The sequence below is a fragment of the Rhodococcus aetherivorans genome (assembly GCF_011058165.1).
GTDB classification, from domain to species: Bacteria; Actinomycetota; Actinomycetes; order Mycobacteriales; family Mycobacteriaceae; genus Rhodococcus; species Rhodococcus aetherivorans.
This window is the reverse complement of record NZ_JAALEG010000048.1, coordinates 1-15,703: the sequence shown is the minus strand read 5'-3', so window position 1 is coordinate 15,703 and position 15,703 is coordinate 1. Positions and strand designations below refer to the sequence as shown.

Sequence of the window (15,703 nt, the reverse complement as noted above, 5' to 3'; positions counted from 1 at the left end):
GATTCCGGGTCAGCGCGTGAATTCCGTGCGATCCCGCGCCGGGTCGTAGAGATGCGAGCACGCGACGTCCGGCTGCGCCCGCACGCCCAGGGCCCGGCCGACGACGATCACCGCGGTGTGCTTCAGTCCCGCCGCCTCGGCCCGGTCGGCGATGTCGGCGAGGGTGCCGCGCAGCACCAGCTCGTTCGGGCGGGACGCGAACGCCACCACCGCGGCCGGGCAGTCGGCGCCGTACTCGCCGCTCAGTTCCTCGGCGAGGGCGCGGATGCGGGTGATCGCCAGGTGCAGCACCAGGCTGGCGCGCAGTCCCGCGACGCGCGCCAGGGACTCGGTGTCGGGCATCGCCGTGGATCGCGCCCGGGTACGGGTGAGGACCACGGTCTGCACCAGTTCGGGCACGGTCAGCTCCGCGCCGAGGGTCGCGGCGGCGGCCGCGTAGGCCGGCACGCCAGGGGTCACGTCCCAGGGCACCCCGGCCGCGTCGAGCCGGCGCGTCTGCTCGGTCAGGGCCGAATACAGCGACGGGTCACCGGAACACAACCGGACGACGTCGAGGCCGCGCCGGTGCGCGTCCACCAGGTGCGCGGTGATCTCGTCGAGGTCCAGGTGCTGGGTGTCGACGAGTTCCGTGTCGGGCCGGCAGTGCGCGAGCACCTCGGCGTCGAGGTAGGTGCCGGCGTAGAGCACCACCGGTGCCTCGCTCAGCAGCCGCGCCGCCCGCAGCGTCAGCAGGTCGGCCGCACCCGGCCCGGATCCCACGAAGTGCACTGTCATTTCTCGCCTTTCGTCACCTGCCACTGCACCACCGGGCGCAGCGCCTGCCAGCCGCTGAACCCGCCGAGGGGTGCGGCCTGCTCCACGGTCAGCCGGGTCAGCTCCCCGCCGTGGGTCTTCCACCACTGCACCAGCGTCGCCTCGGTCTCGAGCGTCACCGCGTGCGCGACCAGCCGTCCTCCCGGACGCAGTTCCTCCCAGCACTTTTCGAGCACACCGGGAATCGATCCGCCGCCGCCGACGAAGACGGCGTCGGGGGTGTCGAGGCCGTCGAGCGCCGCCGGGGCGGGGCCGCGCACCACCGCGACCGACGGGACGCCGAGCCGCGCGGCGTTGCGCACGATCCGCTCCGCACGCCCCTCGTCGCGCTCGATCGCGACGGCGCGGCAGCGCGGATCGGTACGGGCCCATTCGATCCCCACCGAACCGGCGCCGGCGCCGACGTCCCACAGCAACTGCCCCGGCCGGGGCGCGAGCGCGCACACCGCGGCGAGCCGGATCGGGCGCTTGGAGATCTGCCCGTCGTGCTCGAACGCGTCGTCGGGCAGGCCCGGCGCGGTGGAATAGCCCTCCGCGCCCCGGCATTCGACGCAGACCACGTTGAGGGCGGGGGCGTCGCCGGACCACTCGTCGGCGGTGGCGCTGCGGCGGGCCTCGGCGGGGGCTCCGAGGTCGGAGAGCACCGTCAGCACACTCGCCCCGAAGCCGTCGCGGCGCAGCAGGTCCGCGACCTGCGCGGGCGTGCCGCCGTCGGAGGAGAGCACGATCAGCCGCCGGCCCCGCCCGAATGCGCGGCGGACGGCGTGCACGTCGCGGCCCACCAGCGTCACCACGTCCACCGACTCGGCGCTCCACCCCATCCGCGCGCGGGCCAGGGCCACCGACGACACCGCGGGCAGCACCGTCACCGCGGCGGCGCCGAGGTGGGCGATGAGCGTGGAGCCGATGCCGGAGACGAGGGGGTCGCCCGAGGCGACCGCGACGATCCGCCGGTCGCGATGGCGCTCGAGCAGCGCGGCGAGCCCGTCGCGCAGCGGGGAGGGCCACGGCTCCCGGACGGCGCCGGTCTCGGGCAGCAGCGCCAGGTGACGGCGCCCGCCCAGCAGGACCTGCGCGCCGAGCACCGCGTCGCGGGCGGGCGGCGGCAGGCCGTCCCAGCCGTCGGCGCCCATGCCGACGACGGTGATCTGTGAACCCATGGCGTCGAACCCTAGCCGGTGCGGTTAGACTCGGCGGCGGCAAGACAATCGAGGTGCCCCTCACGGGGATAATCGGGAAGCCGGTGCGAATCCGGCACAGGCCCGCTGCGGTGACCCGGGAGCCGTCGATCACGCGCAACACGCGCAGCCACTGGACCGGCCGGTCCGGGAAGGCGATCGCACGGCGTTCGACCGGGAAGTCCGAATACCGGCCTCGATTTCAGCTGCCGAGAAGACATCCCAGCGGGAGCCTGTGGAGGTTCGAGTGCACGTGTATCCGTTCAGTGCCGTCGTCGGCTCCGACGACCTGGCGCTGGCCCTGTCCCTGTGCGCGGTCTCGCCGTCGATCGGCGGGGTGCTCGTGCGCGGCGAGAAGGGCACCGCCAAGTCGACCACCGTACGCGCCCAGGCCGCGCTGTTGCCGCAGGTCACCGAGGTCACCGGCTGCCGCTTCGCGTGCGATCCCGCCGCCCCCGACCCGGCGTGCCCCGACGGGCCGCACCCGGGCGGTGCGGCGGCGCAGACCCGTCCGGCGCGGCTGGTGGAACTGCCGGTCGGTGCCACCGAGGACCGCGTCACCGGCTCCCTGCACCTGCAGAAGGCGCTGTCGGCGGGCACCGCCGAGTACGAGCCCGGCCTGCTCGCCCGGGCGCACCGCGGGGTGCTCTACGTCGACGAGGTCAATCTGCTGCACGACCACCTGGTGGACCTGTTGCTCGACGCCGCCGCGATGGGCCGCTGCTCCGTCGAGCGCGACGGGGTGTCGGTCTCGCACGCTGCCCGGTTCGTGCTGGTCGGCACGATGAACCCGGAGGAGGGTGAGCTGCGGCCGCAGCTGCTCGACCGCTTCGGCCTCACCGTCGAGGTGGCCGCGCCCCGCGATCCGCAGGTGCGGGCGGAGATCGTGCGGCGGCGCCTGGCGTTCGACGCCGACCCGGACGCGTTCGTCGCGCGGTGGGCCGACGCCGAGGCGGCGCTGACGCGGCGGTTGGCGCAGGCCCGCGACCGGCTGCCGCAGGTGCGGCTCGGCGACGACGCGCTCGTCGCGATCGCGGAGGTGTGCGCGGCGTTCGACGTCGACGGGATGCGCGCCGACCTGGTCACCGCAAAGACCGCCGTCGCGCATGCGGCGTGGGTGGGCCGCGACGAGGTGACGCGGGCGGACATCGCGGTGGCGGCGCGGCTGGCGTTGCCGCACCGTCGTCGCCGCAACCCGTTCGACGAGCCCGGCATGGACGAGTCGCTGCTCGACGAGCTGCTCGGCGAGCAGCCGCCCGAGCCCGATCCGGACGGCCCCGACGATTCCGGTCCCGATGATTCCGGTCCGGACGGCCCCGGCGCCGGCGAGGCGACGCCGGGCCGGGACGACCGGGGGCAGGGCTCCGGTGCGGCGACGTCCGTCGCGGCCCCCGCCGAGCCCTACCGGACCCGCCTGTTCACGGCCGACCGCACCGGCCGCGGTGCCGCGGGCCGCCGCTCCCGCGCCCGCACCACGGTCGGCCGGACCGTCGGCGAGCGTCGCGGCGACACCGGCCCGATCCATCTGCCCGCCACCATCCGCGCCACCGCCACCCACCCGTGCGTGGTTCCGGTAGCGGGGACTACCGAAACCACGCACGGGTGGCAGGTGCGGCGGAAGGTCGTCGAGGGCCGGGAGGCCAACCTGGTGCTGCTGTGCGTCGACGCGTCCGGCTCGATGGCGGCGCGGCAGCGGATGACGCAGGTGAAGACGGCGATCCTGTCGCTGCTGCTCGACGCCTACCGGCGTCGCGACACGGTGGGCCTGGTGACCTTCCGCGGGGATCGCGCCACGCTCGTGCTGCCGCCGACCAACTCGGTGGACGTGGCCGCGACGCGGCTGCGGGAGCTGCCGGCGGGCGGGCGCACCCCGCTCGCCGAGGGACTGCTCGAGGCGGCCGAGACGATCCGGCGGCACCGGCTGCGCGAACCCGACCGGCGGGCCCTGCTCGTCGTCGTCACCGACGGCCGCGCCACCGCCGGGCCGGACGCGGTGGCCCGGTCCCTCGCGGCCGCCGACCGGCTCGCCGCCGCCGGGATCGACGCGGTCGTCGTGGACTCCGAGACCGGCCGGTTCCGCATGGGCCTCGCGGCCCGGCTCGCCGAGCGGCTCGGCGCCGAACACGTCCCCGTCGGTGAGGTCCACGCCGACGCGCTCACCACCGTCGTGCGAGGAAGGGCCGCCTGATGCCGAAGGGACAACCGACCGCCGTGCCGGACGACGGCCTCACCACCCGCCAGCGCCGCAACCGGCCGCTGCTGATGGTCCACACCGGCGACGGCAAGGGCAAGTCGACCGCCGCGTTCGGTCTCGCACTGCGCGGCTGGAACCAGGGCTGGTCCGTCGCGGTGTTCCAATTCGTCAAGTCCGCCAAGTGGCGCCTCGGCGAGCAGACCGCCTTCGAGACCCTCGGCGACCTGCACACCGAACGCGGCACCGGGGGCCCGATCGAGTGGCACAAGATGGGCTCCGGGTGGTCGTGGTCGCGCAAGGACGGCACCGAGGAGGACCATGCCGCCGCGGCGCTCGCCGGGTGGCGGGAGATCCAGCGCCGGCTCGCCGCCGAGCAGCACGGGCTGTACGTGCTCGACGAGTTCACCTACCCCATCGGCTGGGGATGGATCGACGCCGACGAGGTGGTGCAGACCCTGCGGACGCGCCCCGGCCACCAGCACGTCGTGATCACCGGCCGCCGGGCACATCCGGCGCTGATCGAGGCCGCGGATCTCGTCACCGAGATGACGAAGATCAAGCACCCGATGGATGCGGGCCAGAAGGGCCAGAGGGGCATCGAGTGGTGACACTCGCGGGTGACGGCGTGGTGACCGCATGACACCGCTGCCCCGGCTGGTGGTGGCCGCGCCGGCTTCCGGACACGGGAAGACCACGGTCGCGACGGGCCTCATGGCGGCCCTGCGGGCGGCCGGGCACACCGTGTCGGGACACAAGGTCGGCCCGGACTACATCGACCCGGGCTACCACGCCCTCGCGACGGGCCGGCCCGGCCGCAACCTGGACGCCCATCTCGTCGGCACCGACCTGCTCGCACCGCTGCTCGCGCACGGCGCCCGCGGTGCCGACGTCGCGATCGTCGAGGGCGTGATGGGCCTGTACGACGGGATGCTCGGCACCGACGGGTTCGCCTCCACCGCCCACACGGCCGCCGTCCTCGGTGCCCCGGTGATCCTCGTCGTGGACGTCTCCCACGCCTCCCGCTCCGTCGCGGCCGTGGTGCACGGGATGGCCACGTTCGACCGCAGCGTCCGCATCGCCGGGGTGATCCTGAACAAGGCCGGCTCGGTGCGGCATTCCGACGAGGTGGCCGAGGCCCTGGCCGCGACGGGCGTCCCGGTGCTCGGCGTCCTGCAGCGCGACGACGGGATCTCGGCGCCGTCGCGGCATCTCGGGCTGGTGCCGGCACAGGAGCGGGCCGAGGCCGCCGCCCAGCTCGATCGCCTGGCCGCACAGATCGCCGCGCGGGTCGATCTCGCCGAGGTGATGCGGATCGCGTGCGCCGCACCGGATCTTCCTGCGAGCCCGTGGGATCCGGGGGCACCGGCCGACGACGGCCCGGTCGTCGCGATCGCCGGCGGCCGCGCCTTCACGTTCCGTTACGCCGAGACCGAGGAGATGCTGCGCGCCGCCGGGTGCCGCACCGTGGTGTTCGATCCGCTGCGCGACGAACGACTGCCCGACGGCACGGCCGGGATCTATCTCGGCGGCGGCTTCCCCGAGGTGCACGCGGCAGATCTGGCCGCGAACACCGCTCTGCGCGAACATCTCCGGGCCGCGATCACGGCCGGCACACCCACCGTCGCCGAGTGCGCCGGACTGTTGTACCTGTGCCGCGAGGTGGACGGGGCGCCGATGATCGGCGCGATCGACGCGGCCGCCCGGATGACGCCGCGCCTGACCCTCGGCTACCGCACGGCCGTCGCGCCGCGCGAGACCCTGCTCGCGCCGGCGGGCACGCGGGTGACCGGACACGAATTCCACCGCACCACGGTTGATTCCACCGACGAGCCGGCGTGGCTGCTGGGCGGGCGGCCCGACGGCTTCGCGTCCGCCACCGTGCACGCCTCCTACCTGCACACCCACTGGGCCGGGCATCCGGCGCTGGCGCAGCGGTTCGCCGACGCGGTGCGGGCCGCGACGCCGGTCCCCCCGCCGCCGCGCACGACCCGGGCCGCCGCACCGGACCTGCAGCACCACGGCGACCGGGAGGCCACGCCGGGACTGGTGGATCTGGCCGTCAACGTCTCGCGCCGGCCGCGCCCGGAGTGGCTCGACGCCGCGCTGGCCGGGTCGCTGGCCGAGCTGGATCGGTATCCGGACCCGCGCGCGGCGCGGGCCGCCCTGGCCGCCCGGCACGGCCGCGACCCGCTCGAGGTGCTGCCCACCGCCGGCGGCGCGGAGGCGTTCACCCTCGTCGCCCGTGCCCGTCGCTGGGCGCGACCGGCGGTGGTGCACCCGCAGTTCACCGAGCCGGAGGCGGCGCTGCGCGCCGCCGGGCACGAGGTGACCCGGGTGCTGCTGCGCCGCGAGGACGGCTTCGTCCTCGACCCGGCGCTGGTGCCCGACGACGCCGACCTCGTGATCGTCGGCAACCCCACGAACCCGACCGGCGTGCTGCACCCGGGTGCCGCGCTGCGGGCCCTGGCGCGGCCCGGCCGGGTGCTGGTGGTGGACGAGGCGTTCATGGATGCGGTACCGGGGGAAACGGAATCGCTTGCCGGCGTGTCGCTTCCGGGTGTCGTGGTGGTCCGCTCTCTCACCAAGACGTGGGCGATACCCGGTATCCGCGCCGGGTACGTGCTCGGCGACGAGTCGATCGTCGCCGAGCTCGCCGCGCACCAGCCACCGTGGTCGGTGTCCACACCCGCGGCGGCGGCGATGATCGCGTGCGCGTCGCCGGCGGCCACGGTCGAGGCGGAGCGCATCGCCGTGCAGGTCGCGGCCGACCGCGCCGTCCTCGTCGACGGCCTGACCGCGCTCGGCATCGAGGTGACCGGCCCGTCGGCGGCACCGTTCGTGCTGGCGCACGTCCCCGTGGGGACGCGGGAGCGACTGCGGGGCAAGGGCTTCGCGGTGCGTCGTGGGGACAGCTTCCCCGGCCTCGGCGCCGACTGGGTGCGCATCGCGGTGCGCGATGCGCAGACCACCGAGGCTTTGCTCGGGGCATGGCGGGACCTGACGTGAACCCGCGCGCCGCCGGCCTCGTCCTCGGCTACCTCGCCGATCAGGCGTTCGGCGATCCCCGTCGCGGCCACCCGGTGAGCGGCTTCGGCCGGATCGCCCGGACCACCGAGCGCGCGCTGTACGCGGACCACCGGGCGGCCGGGACGCTGTTCACCGCGGTGCTGGTCGGCGGCGCGGCCGGCCTCGGCTACGGCGTGGACCGGCTCACCCGGCGTCGTCCGCTGGTGCGCACGGCGGTGACCGCGGCCGCGACGTGGACCGTGCTCGGCGGCCGGTCGCTGGCGCGGGAGGCGACGACGATCGACTGCCAGCTGCGCCGCGCGGATCTGCCCGCCGCGCGCCGTCAGGTCACCCACCTCGTCGGGCGCGACCCGTCGCGCCTCGACGCCGCCGGCGTCGCCCGCGCCACCCTCGAGTCCCTCGCGGAGAACACCTCCGACGCCGTCGTCGCCCCACTGCTGTGGGGTGCGGTGGCGGGGCCGGCGGGCCTGCTCGGCTACCGGGCCGCGAACACCCTCGACGCCCGCGTCGGCCACCGCACGCCGCGGCACGAGCAGTTCGGCTGGGCGTCCGCCCGGTTCGACGACCTGCTCAACCTGGCGCCGGCGCGGCTGTCCGCGCTGCTCGCGGCGGGCCTGGGCGAGCGGCCCGGCGCGGCCCTGACGGCCTGGCGCCGCGACGCCCACCGGCATCCGAGCCCGAACGCCGGGCCGGTCGAGGCGGCTTTCGCGGGCGCGCTCGGGGTCACTCTGGGCGGGGTGAACGTCTACCACGGCGTGGTGGAGGACCGCGGCACCCTCGGCGACGGCCCGGCCCCGGAACCCGGGGACATCGCGCGGGGCGTGCGGCTCGCGGCCCGGGTCGGCGCGGGCGCGCTCGCGGTGTCCGCGGTCGTCGCGTCCGCGAGCACCGTTGTGGCGCGAATCACGTAAGCGGTGTAACACTGTAATCAGTGATATTGGCACTTCGTCCCGAGGAGGACGACATGCGACACCATCCGCACATGCACGGACCCCGCTTCGGACGCCCGGGCGGCTGGCAACAGGCCGACGTCCCCGATGCGAGCGACGCCGCCGAGTGGTTCGCCGGACGCCTGCCCGACGACTGGTTCACCGGCCCCGCCGACATCGAGGTCGACCGCGAGGAGATCGTGGTCGTCGGGGAACTGCCCCCGCCCGAGGACACCGGCCCGGCGTCCGTCGACGGGCGCATCGCGCGGTTCCGGGAGACCACCCGGCCGGACCGCATGCGCATCGCCGACGAGGCCGAGGCCCGCTACGGCCGGAAGGTCGCGTGGGGTGTCACGCTCGGCGAGCGTCGAGTGCTGTTCACCCACTTGGCCGTTCCGGTGATGACCCGGTTGCGCCAGCCCGAGCGCAAGGTCCTCGACACCCTCGTCGACGCCGGCGTCGCCCGCTCGCGCTCCGACGCGCTCGCCTGGTGCGTCCAGCTCGTGGGGCAGCACAGCGAGCAGTGGCTCGCCGAGCTCCGCGAGGCGATGCGCAAGGTCGACGACCTGCGCACCGAGGGCCCGCAGGTCTGAGATCGCGGACCCGCGCGGTTCCCGGTCGTCTGCACACGACATTGCGTGCACGGACGACTAATCCGCGCAGGAATCCGTCGCCCACGCGACGGCGTCCGCGACCGTCGCCACCGTCGGCACGCCCGCCGGCGAGGGCGGGCGGCGCACGACGACCACCCGCACCCCGAGTTCGGCCGCCGCGTCGAGCTTGGCGCGCGTGAGGTCCCCGCCGGAGTCCTTGGTGACGAGCACGTCCACCCCGTGGCCGGCGAGCAGCGCACGCTCGCCGTCGACGGTGTAGGGGCCGCGGGCCAGCAGCACCGTCCAGGAGTCCGGCACGTCGAGGTCCAGCGGCTCGACCACCCGCACCAGGACGCGGTGCCGCGCGAGCGGCCCGAGGAAGCGATCGAGGGTCTGGCGGCCAGTGCTCAGGAACACGCTCGCCCCCCGGGCGGCCACCGCGGCGGCCGCATCGTGGTCGTCGACCCACGTCCAGTCGCCGGTGCCGGTCCAGCCCGGCCGCGCCAGGCGCAGCAGCGGCATCCCGGCCGCCGCGCAGGCGGCCGCGGCGTTACCGCTGATCCGCGCGGCGAACGGGTGGGTGGCGTCGACCACCCTGCGGATACCGTTGCCGCGCAGATACTCCCGCAGTCCGTCGATGCCGCCGAAACCGCCGATCCGCACGTCGCCGACCGGCAGGCGCGGGTTGCGCACCCGTCCCGCAAGCGACGACACGTACGCCACCCCCGCGGTGTCCAGGCCGGCGGCGAGCGCCCGCGCCTCGCCGGTGCCGCCGAGGATGAGGACGGTCACGCCAGGCCGCCCGTCAGTGTGGGCAGCACCGGCCGAGCCCCGAGCATCCCGAGCAGGGCGCCGACGTCGAGGTGCTCCTCGACCATGTCCGCGAGCACCTCGAGGCGCGCCTCGCGGGCGGCGTGGAAGCCGACGGTGCCGGTGGCGAGGTCGCGCCCGGTGAGGGCGGCCGCCTCGCGGAGCCACGCCGTGCGCAGGGCGTCGCCCTCGAGGCTGCCGTGCCACATGGTGCCGAACACCGTTCCCGCCCGGGCGCCGCCGAGGAACTCCTCGTCGCCGCCGCGGGAGATGCGGCCGTGGTGGATCTCGTACCCGGAGGCCGGCACCCCGAGCGCCGACCCGGCCGGCAGCCGCAGCACCTTCTCCGGTTCGAAACGGGTGTGCACGTCCAGCAGTCCGAGCCCGTCCACGCACGCCCCGGGGGTGCCCTCGACGCCGTGCGGATCGGAGATCCGCCGGCCGAGCATCTGGAAGCCGCCGCAGATCCCGAGCACCACGCCCCCGCGACGGGCGTGGTCGGCGACGGCGGTGTCGAGGCCGCGGCCGCGCAGCCACGCGAGGTCCGCGAGGGTGGCGCGGGTGCCGGGCAGGATCACCACGTCGGCGCCGGCGAGGGCGCGCGGATCGTCGACGAACCGCAGCCGCACGTCCGGTTCGAGGCACAGCGCGTCGACGTCGGTGAAGTTGCTGATCCGCGGCAGCATCACCACCGCGACGGTGAGCGACCCGGCGCCGTCGTGGGCCGGGCGCGACGACAGGGCGAGCGAGTCCTCCGAGTCGAGCCACAGGCCGCGCTGCCAGGGCAGGACGCCGAGCACGGGCCGGCCCGTGAGCTTTTCGAGCGACTCGAGACCGGGACGCAACAGCCCGAGGTCTCCACGGAACTTGTTGATCACGAAGCCGCGGACGAGGGCCTGATCGGACGCATCCAGCAGGGCGAGCGTGCCGTACATGGCGGCGAACACCCCGCCGCGATCGATGTCGCCGACGAGCACGGTCGGCAGGTCGCCGTGCCGGGCCAGGCCCATGTTCACGTAGTCGTGGGCCCGCAGGTTGATCTCGGCGGCGCTGCCGGCACCCTCGCAGACCACCACGTCGAACCGGTCCCGCAGGTCGTCGAGCGCACCGAAGGCGGCCTCGGCGAGGTGCTTTCGGCCGCCGGCGAACTCGCCGGCCTCGAGGTGACCGGCGGGCCGGCCGAGCACGACGACGTGACTGCGGCGGTCGCTGCCGGGTTTGAGCAGCACCGGATTCATCGCGGCCTCGGGTACGGCGCGCGCCGCCACCGCCTGGATCCACTGCGCGCGGCCGATTTCCACGCCGTCGCCGGTGACCGGGTCGACGGCCACCATGGAGTTGTTGGACATGTTCTGCGCCTTGAACGGCGCGACCGACAACCCACGGCGGGCCAGGGCCCGGCAGATCCCGGTGGTCACCACGGATTTCCCGGCGTCCGAGGTGGTTCCGGCGACGAGCAGGCCCTGTCCCACGACGGCTACGCCACGCGGACGGGCACGCGACGATCGGCGCGTTCGGTGAGGAACGCGAACGCCACGCCCAGGGCGAACCACAGGGTGGTCTGAACGATCACCGACGCAACGCGGAAGTCCCACAGCAGCGTGGCCGGAAAGCCCGTGCCGACCTCGTCGATCGTCGGCAGCACCGCATACCCGAGACCGACCACGACGAGGAACGCCAGGACCGGTCCGGCGAGCCGGACGGTACGCAGCTCCTGACGGGCGAGCGCCTTCGCGGCGGCCACCGCCACCGCGAGCGCGACGAGGCCGAGCACGACCGCCGCGACCCACAGGAGGGTGCGCTGGTCGATGGTGTCCGGGTCCCCCACCGCCGGCGGGTTGGCCGGGTACTTCAGGAACGGCACCGCTTCGATCGCGAGCCATCCCGCTCCGGCGCCGAGCAGTCCGAGAGCGGGACCCGAAAGCGTGGTGTGGCGCCGGGCGAAGTGCAGCACCGACGCGAACAGCGCGCCGAGCGCCAGACCGGCGAGGGTGGTGGCGAGGATCAGGCCCACCTTCTGCCCGGTGCGGCTGACGAGGGCGTCCTCGCCGTGGGTGTGACCGGCGGACGCGGCCTCGTGCGTGTGGGAGTGCGCCTCGGTGGCCGCGTGCGTCGCGGCGGCCTCCTCCAGCGCGATCGCGGCCTCGATGTGCGGCTCGCCGACCACGAAGGCGACGGCGCCGGCGAGCAGGCCGGCAATCAGGCCGGCCAGCAGGCCGCGCAGCAGGATCCGGGTGTAGGGGCCGGTCAGCGGGACGCCTGCCGACACGGCAGCGTCCGGGTGCGACGAGACGCCGGCCCCCGGCCTCGGTGACATGCCGGCCCCCGGCCTCGGTGACACGCCGGCCCCCGGCCTCAGTGGCACGGCAGGCCGAGCAGGTGCCGGCCGTCGTGCATCAGCTCATGCATGAACATGCCGGTGCGCGAGATCGCGCCCTGATCGAAGCCGACCAGGTAGAGGGTGACGAAGGCGAGCAGCACGACGGCGGTGATCGCGGCGGCCAGCGCCGCGGAGCCCATCGTGGACTCGGGGGTGTGGACAGTAGCCATGGCATCCTCCTGGGATAACGCGTCCCGTCGAAAATCCATGCGCCGAGACAGTTTTCTGACTCCCGGGCGGGTCGCCCGGTCACAGTGGCGCGACCGCTCCGGACTTGCACCGGATTGCCTGCACCTCGGCACGTGTGACGCAGGAACAGTCGCACCGTGAGCCCGCCCCTGTCAAGGCGACACCCCCGGCGGTTGTGATTCGATGACCGCCGTGGTTCGCCTCGTCCTTCTGGCCCATGCCTCGACGGAGGCGCAGCGCGCCGTCCGGTTCCCCGCCGACGAGCCGCTGTCGCAACGCGGCCGACGAGAACTGGAGCGGGCGGTCGCGCCGGTGGCCGACCGCGTCGTCGCGGCGCCGGAGCGACGGGCCGTCGAGACTGCGGCCGCGCTGGGCACGACGGCCGCGGTCGATCGGGCGCTGCGGGACCTGGACTACGGCAACTGGGCGGGGCGGGCGATGGACGAGGTGCCGGCCGAGAGCCTGCAGCAGTGGCTCACCGACCCGCACGCGGCGCCGCACGGCGGCGAGTCGATCGCGGAGCTGACCGAACGGGTGGCGCGGTGGCTCGACGGGCTGGCGCCGGGCCGGATCGTCGCGGTGGCCCACCCGGCCGTGATCCGCGCCGCGACGGTGTACGCCCTCGGCGCGCCCCCGGCAGGATTCTGGCGGATCGACGTGCGCCCGCTCGCACAGGTCCGGCTGCACGGACGCGGGGGCCGGTGGTCGCTGCGGCTGGGTTGAGCCGCCCTACCAGGTGACGTTCTCCTCGCAGCGCCGCCCGTTGACGGTCGTCTCCACCTGGACGGTGGCGTGCTCGAGCCCGTGGGAGGTGAGGACGGCGCGGGCCGACTCGAGCACCCACTGCCCGTCGTGGTCGCTGATCAGGTGCACGGTGGCGACGTCCATGCCGGTGGTCAGGGTCCACACGTGCAGGTCGTGGACGCCGGTGACGCCGGGCAGGGCGGACAGGTCGGCGCGCACCCCGTCGACGTCGAGGTGGGCCGGCGAAGCCTGGGTGAGGATGCGCAGCGACGCCGCGGCCAGGCGCACCGCCCGCGGCACCACCCACAGGGAGATGAGGACGCCGACGACGACGTCGGCGAGGCTCCAGTCGAACAGCAGCACGAGGGCACCGGCGACGAGCACCCCGACGCTGCCGACCGCGTCGGCGAGCACCTCGAGGTAGGCGCCGCGCACGGCGAGGCTGTCCTTGGCGTCGGCCCGCAGGAGCAGCATGACGACGAGGTTGGCGGCCAGGCCGGCCGCCGCGGTGACCACCAGCGCCGTCCCGGGGATCTCCGGGGCGTCACCGATGCGGCGGATCGCCTCGTAGAACACCCACACCGCCACCGCGAGCAGCAGCGCGGCGTTCGCCATGGCGGCGAGTACCTCGGCGCGGTGCCACCCGAAGGTGCGCGCGGCCGCCGTGCTGCCCCGCCGGGCCAGGATCAACGCGACCATGCCCATGGACATGCCCACCACGTCGGTGAGCATGTGGCCGGCGTCGGCGAGCAGGGCCAGCGAGTCGATCCACAGGGCGACGCCCGTCTCGAGGATCAGGAACGCGACCAGGACGACGAGGGCGATCGCCATCCGCCACAGGCGTCCCTTCGACGGGCCGGCCCCGCCGGGAGTGCTCGTCCCGGAATGGCCGTGCGAGTGGCCGTGTCCGACGCCCATGGTCCTCCCTCCGAAGTTTCGGCAATCATATGCAGACATACGCATATGTTCAACGGAGAGGGGAGCCGCTCAGGACTCGGGGGGATACGCCGGATGCTCCACCGTCGGGGGCAGCGTGGCGATCGCCGAGACCCGCTCGAGGCCGGCCACCTGCAGCAGGTCCACGATCAGCGAACGAATCTGCGCGAACACCACCGTCGAGGACAGGCCCGCCCCCGCCACGAGGTCCGGCTTCATCTCCCGGGCCACGCTGCGCAGCACCCGGGCCGCCTCCGCCTGATCGGGCTGCTCCCCCGGCTCGGCGAGGACCATCAGCCGCAGCACGTCCACCGCCCCGGCCAGCTCCTCGATGCGCCGCACCAGCCGCGGGTCGAGGATCTCGTCGTCGCGCACGAGCGAGAGCGACCGGCGCGCCAGCACCCGCGTGTTGCGCATGGCGTTGTCGATCGGGTCCGCCGCGGCCATGAGGCGCTCGAGCCGGGGCCGGCTGTTCCAGTACAGCGGCGAGATGCGGCTCACCTCCTTGCCGCCGGAGATGTTGGCGCGCATCGCGTCGATCGCCGACTGCGTGGCCCGGGCCTCCCTGAGGGCCGCCTCGATGGGTTTCGGGTTGTTCTCGACCAGGCCGGCCTCGACCTTGCGCAGCACGTCCGCCGTGGTGGACAGCACGTTCGCCGCCTCCCGCCGCGCCCGGCGCACCGGGTGGGTGGGGATGACGGCGACGACGGCGATGCCGACCAGCCCGCCGATGAGGGCGTCGACCATTCGGTCGATACCCCCGGACCCGCCGGGCGGGATCAGGGTCGCCACCAGCACCGCCGAGTTCCCGGCCTGCATGGAGAAGATCGGGCCGCTGTTGAGCGCGACCGCCGTGCCCATCGCCATCGCGACGACGAGCGCGATCTGCCACGGGCCGCTGCCGATGAACGAGATGATCAGGTCGCCGACACCGATGCCCACGGTGACACCGCAGACGAGTTCGACCGACCGTCGCATCCGCGCACCCAGTGACAGCCCGAGCGACACCACCGCCGCGATGGGCGCGAAGAACGGCTGCTCGTGCCCGACCGGCCCCGTGGCGACCCACCAGGCGATGCCCGCTGCCAGCGCGCACTGCAGGATCGGCAGCGCCGAGGAACGCAGGCGGAGCCCCGACGTGCGCAGCCGCCGGCGCGTGCCCACCCTGGTGGGTAACCGGGGACTAATCGACGCCAAGTGCTTCGGCGGCGCGCGGGTCGCAGTCCTCGAGCAGGTCGAGGCAGCGGGCATGCTCGTCGGCCTCGCCGATCTCCTTCGCCGCGCGGGCCAGCGTCGCGACGCACCGCAGGAAGCCCCGGTTCGGTTCGTGGTCGAACGGCACGGGACCGAAGCCCTTCCAGCCGTTGCGGCGCAACTGGTCGAGACCGCGGTGGTAGCCGGTGCGGGCGTAGGCGTAGGCCGCGATCGTCTCGCCGCGCCCGAGGGCGGCTTCGGCCAGGTATGCCCAGGCGATCGACGCGGTCGGGTGATCGGCGGCCACCTTCGCCGGGTCCTCGTGGTTCAGCAGCGCCGACTCCGCCTCGTCGTCGCCGGGCAGCAGGGTGGGTTGGGGTCCGAGAAGGTCACCGAAAGACGTCATGGCCACCATTGTGCCCACCGCCCGAAGACGGTCGATAGGCTGCCCGGGAGAACAGCCGTCCGTCCAGCAAGGGGGATCGCGTGCCGGATCCGAAGAACGAAGACACCACCACGTCTCCCCGTCCGGCGACGGACACCCCCGGGTCCTCCGCGGAGCACGACGACGCCGAGGACCCGGCGCCGCGCGCGGGCTCGGAGCGCGACACCCCCGGCGACGACGCGCCGGCCCCGGCCGGTGCCGCGGATCCCGCCGCCGCCCCGGACACGCCGGCCGCACAGCCCGGGCCGGCCGCGGCGAGCGAGGCGGAGAC

15 protein-coding genes, 1 pseudogene and 2 riboswitches are annotated in these 15,703 nt (G+C 74.6%); of the genes and pseudogenes, 7 read left to right on the top strand and 9 right to left on the bottom strand.

The features are described 5' to 3' along the window. Window positions 1–9: 9 nt before the first annotated feature. Window positions 10–774 (bottom strand): cobalt-precorrin-4/precorrin-4 C(11)-methyltransferase, encoded by a 765-nt coding sequence (locus G6039_RS18305; protein WP_006945407.1) that lies wholly within the window; start codon window positions 772–774, stop codon window positions 10–12. Then, window positions 771–1,973 (bottom strand): precorrin-6y C5,15-methyltransferase (decarboxylating) subunit CbiE, encoded by a 1,203-nt coding sequence (cbiE, locus tag G6039_RS18300; protein WP_006945405.1) that lies wholly within the window; start codon window positions 1,971–1,973, stop codon window positions 771–773. The genes G6039_RS18305 and cbiE overlap by 4 nt, the downstream gene beginning before the upstream one ends. Window positions 1,974–2,012: 39 nt before the next feature. After that, window positions 2,013–2,204: riboswitch (cobalamin riboswitch) on the top strand. A gap of 34 nt (window positions 2,205–2,238) precedes the next feature. On the opposite strand from cbiE, the gene G6039_RS18295 reads away from it, so the two are divergent. Genes G6039_RS18295 through G6039_RS18275 form a run of 5 tightly spaced genes read left to right on the top strand, consistent with a single transcriptional unit; the run spans window position 2,239 to window position 8,734 of the window. Then, window positions 2,239–4,179: a magnesium chelatase subunit D family protein gene (locus G6039_RS18295; protein ID WP_174824770.1), complete on the top strand. Its 1,941-nt coding sequence runs from the start codon at window positions 2,239–2,241 to the stop codon at window positions 4,177–4,179. Beyond that, entirely contained in the window at window positions 4,179–4,793 is a 615-nt protein-coding gene (gene cobO, locus G6039_RS18290) for a cob(I)yrinic acid a,c-diamide adenosyltransferase (RefSeq protein ID WP_006945402.1), read from the top strand. Before G6039_RS18295 ends, cobO begins: the two co-directional genes overlap by 1 nt. Before the next feature lie 28 nt (window positions 4,794–4,821). Further along, a complete protein-coding gene (locus tag G6039_RS18285) occupies window positions 4,822–7,191 on the top strand; it encodes a bifunctional hydrogenobyrinic acid a,c-diamide synthase/histidinol phosphate aminotransferase CobBC (RefSeq protein WP_029545400.1) in 2,370 nt (789 codons plus the stop codon). Then, window positions 7,173–8,123: a cobalamin biosynthesis protein gene (locus G6039_RS18280; protein ID WP_037201897.1), complete on the top strand. Its 951-nt coding sequence runs from the start codon at window positions 7,173–7,175 to the stop codon at window positions 8,121–8,123. The genes G6039_RS18285 and G6039_RS18280 overlap by 19 nt, the downstream gene beginning before the upstream one ends. 53 nt (window positions 8,124–8,176) lie before the next feature. Beyond that, complete coding sequence (locus G6039_RS18275; protein WP_006945398.1) at window positions 8,177–8,734, top strand: hypothetical protein; 558 nt, start codon at window positions 8,177–8,179, stop codon at window positions 8,732–8,734. 57 nt (window positions 8,735–8,791) lie between these two features. Here G6039_RS18275 and G6039_RS18270 read toward each other — a convergent pair whose 3' ends face one another. The 4 genes from G6039_RS18270 to G6039_RS18255 are packed head-to-tail and all read right to left on the bottom strand — an operon-like array spanning window position 8,792 to window position 12,064. Further along, window positions 8,792–9,526, bottom strand: coding sequence for a cobalt-precorrin-6A reductase (locus G6039_RS18270; RefSeq protein ID WP_029545408.1), 735 nt, complete (start codon window positions 9,524–9,526; stop codon window positions 8,792–8,794). Continuing rightward, window positions 9,523–11,016: a cobyric acid synthase gene (locus G6039_RS18265; RefSeq protein ID WP_006945396.1), complete on the bottom strand. Its 1,494-nt coding sequence runs from the start codon at window positions 11,014–11,016 to the stop codon at window positions 9,523–9,525. Before G6039_RS18265 ends, G6039_RS18270 begins: the two co-directional genes overlap by 4 nt. Before the next feature lie 5 nt (window positions 11,017–11,021). Next, complete coding sequence (locus G6039_RS18260; RefSeq protein WP_051359206.1) at window positions 11,022–11,861, bottom strand: CbtA family protein; 840 nt, start codon at window positions 11,859–11,861, stop codon at window positions 11,022–11,024. 38 nt (window positions 11,862–11,899) lie between these two features. Next, on the bottom strand, window positions 11,900–12,064 hold the full coding sequence (locus G6039_RS18255; RefSeq protein WP_373566487.1) for a CbtB domain-containing protein: 165 nt from the start codon (window positions 12,062–12,064) through the stop codon (window positions 11,900–11,902). 59 nt (window positions 12,065–12,123) lie between these two features. Next, window positions 12,124–12,237: riboswitch (cobalamin riboswitch) on the bottom strand. A 59-nt stretch (window positions 12,238–12,296) separates the two neighbouring features. Here G6039_RS18255 and G6039_RS18250 point away from each other — a divergent pair. Beyond that, the gene (locus G6039_RS18250) at window positions 12,297–12,836 is read left to right on the top strand and encodes a histidine phosphatase family protein (RefSeq protein ID WP_029545412.1); all 540 of its coding nucleotides are present in this window, start codon (window positions 12,297–12,299) and stop codon (window positions 12,834–12,836) included. Between the two features lie 6 nt (window positions 12,837–12,842). On the opposite strand, the gene G6039_RS18245 is transcribed toward G6039_RS18250, so the two are convergent. From G6039_RS18245 to G6039_RS18235, 3 genes are all read right to left on the bottom strand, one after another. Continuing rightward, complete coding sequence (locus tag G6039_RS18245) at window positions 12,843–13,775, bottom strand: cation diffusion facilitator family transporter (RefSeq protein WP_029545414.1); 933 nt, start codon at window positions 13,773–13,775, stop codon at window positions 12,843–12,845. Window positions 13,776–13,844: 69 nt separating this feature from the next. Next, window positions 13,845–14,990 (bottom strand): FUSC family protein, encoded by a 1,146-nt coding sequence (locus G6039_RS18240; RefSeq protein WP_043802373.1) that lies wholly within the window; start codon window positions 14,988–14,990, stop codon window positions 13,845–13,847. Next, the gene (locus G6039_RS18235; RefSeq protein ID WP_029545418.1) at window positions 14,977–15,393 is read right to left on the bottom strand and encodes a DUF3151 domain-containing protein; all 417 of its coding nucleotides are present in this window, start codon (window positions 15,391–15,393) and stop codon (window positions 14,977–14,979) included. Before G6039_RS18235 ends, G6039_RS18240 begins: the two co-directional genes overlap by 14 nt. An 80-nt stretch (window positions 15,394–15,473) precedes the next feature. Here G6039_RS18235 and G6039_RS18230 point away from each other — a divergent pair. Next, window positions 15,474–15,703 (top strand): annotated as a pseudogene (locus G6039_RS18230) (hypothetical protein); the annotation flags it as partial.

Coding starts and splice junctions, on each gene's coding strand:
- G6039_RS18305 (WP_006945407.1), bottom strand. CDS start 774: ATGACAGTGCACTTCGTGGGATCCGGGCCGGGTGCGGCCGACCTGCTG.
- G6039_RS18245 (WP_029545414.1), bottom strand. CDS start 13,775: ATGGGCGTCGGACACGGCCACTCGCACGGCCATTCCGGGACGAGCACT.
- G6039_RS18285 (WP_029545400.1), top strand. CDS start 4,822: ATGACACCGCTGCCCCGGCTGGTGGTGGCCGCGCCGGCTTCCGGACAC.
- cbiE (WP_006945405.1), bottom strand. CDS start 1,973: ATGGGTTCACAGATCACCGTCGTCGGCATGGGCGCCGACGGCTGGGAC.
- G6039_RS18235 (WP_029545418.1), bottom strand. CDS start 15,393: ATGACGTCTTTCGGTGACCTTCTCGGACCCCAACCCACCCTGCTGCCC.
- G6039_RS18260 (WP_051359206.1), bottom strand. CDS start 11,861: ATGTCACCGAGGCCGGGGGCCGGCGTCTCGTCGCACCCGGACGCTGCC.
- G6039_RS18255 (WP_373566487.1), bottom strand. CDS start 12,064: ATGGGCTCCGCGGCGCTGGCCGCCGCGATCACCGCCGTCGTGCTGCTC.
- G6039_RS18275 (WP_006945398.1), top strand. CDS start 8,177: ATGCGACACCATCCGCACATGCACGGACCCCGCTTCGGACGCCCGGGC.
- G6039_RS18250 (WP_029545412.1), top strand. CDS start 12,297: ATGACCGCCGTGGTTCGCCTCGTCCTTCTGGCCCATGCCTCGACGGAG.
- G6039_RS18280 (WP_037201897.1), top strand. CDS start 7,173: ATGGCGGGACCTGACGTGAACCCGCGCGCCGCCGGCCTCGTCCTCGGC.
- cobO (WP_006945402.1), top strand. CDS start 4,179: ATGCCGAAGGGACAACCGACCGCCGTGCCGGACGACGGCCTCACCACC.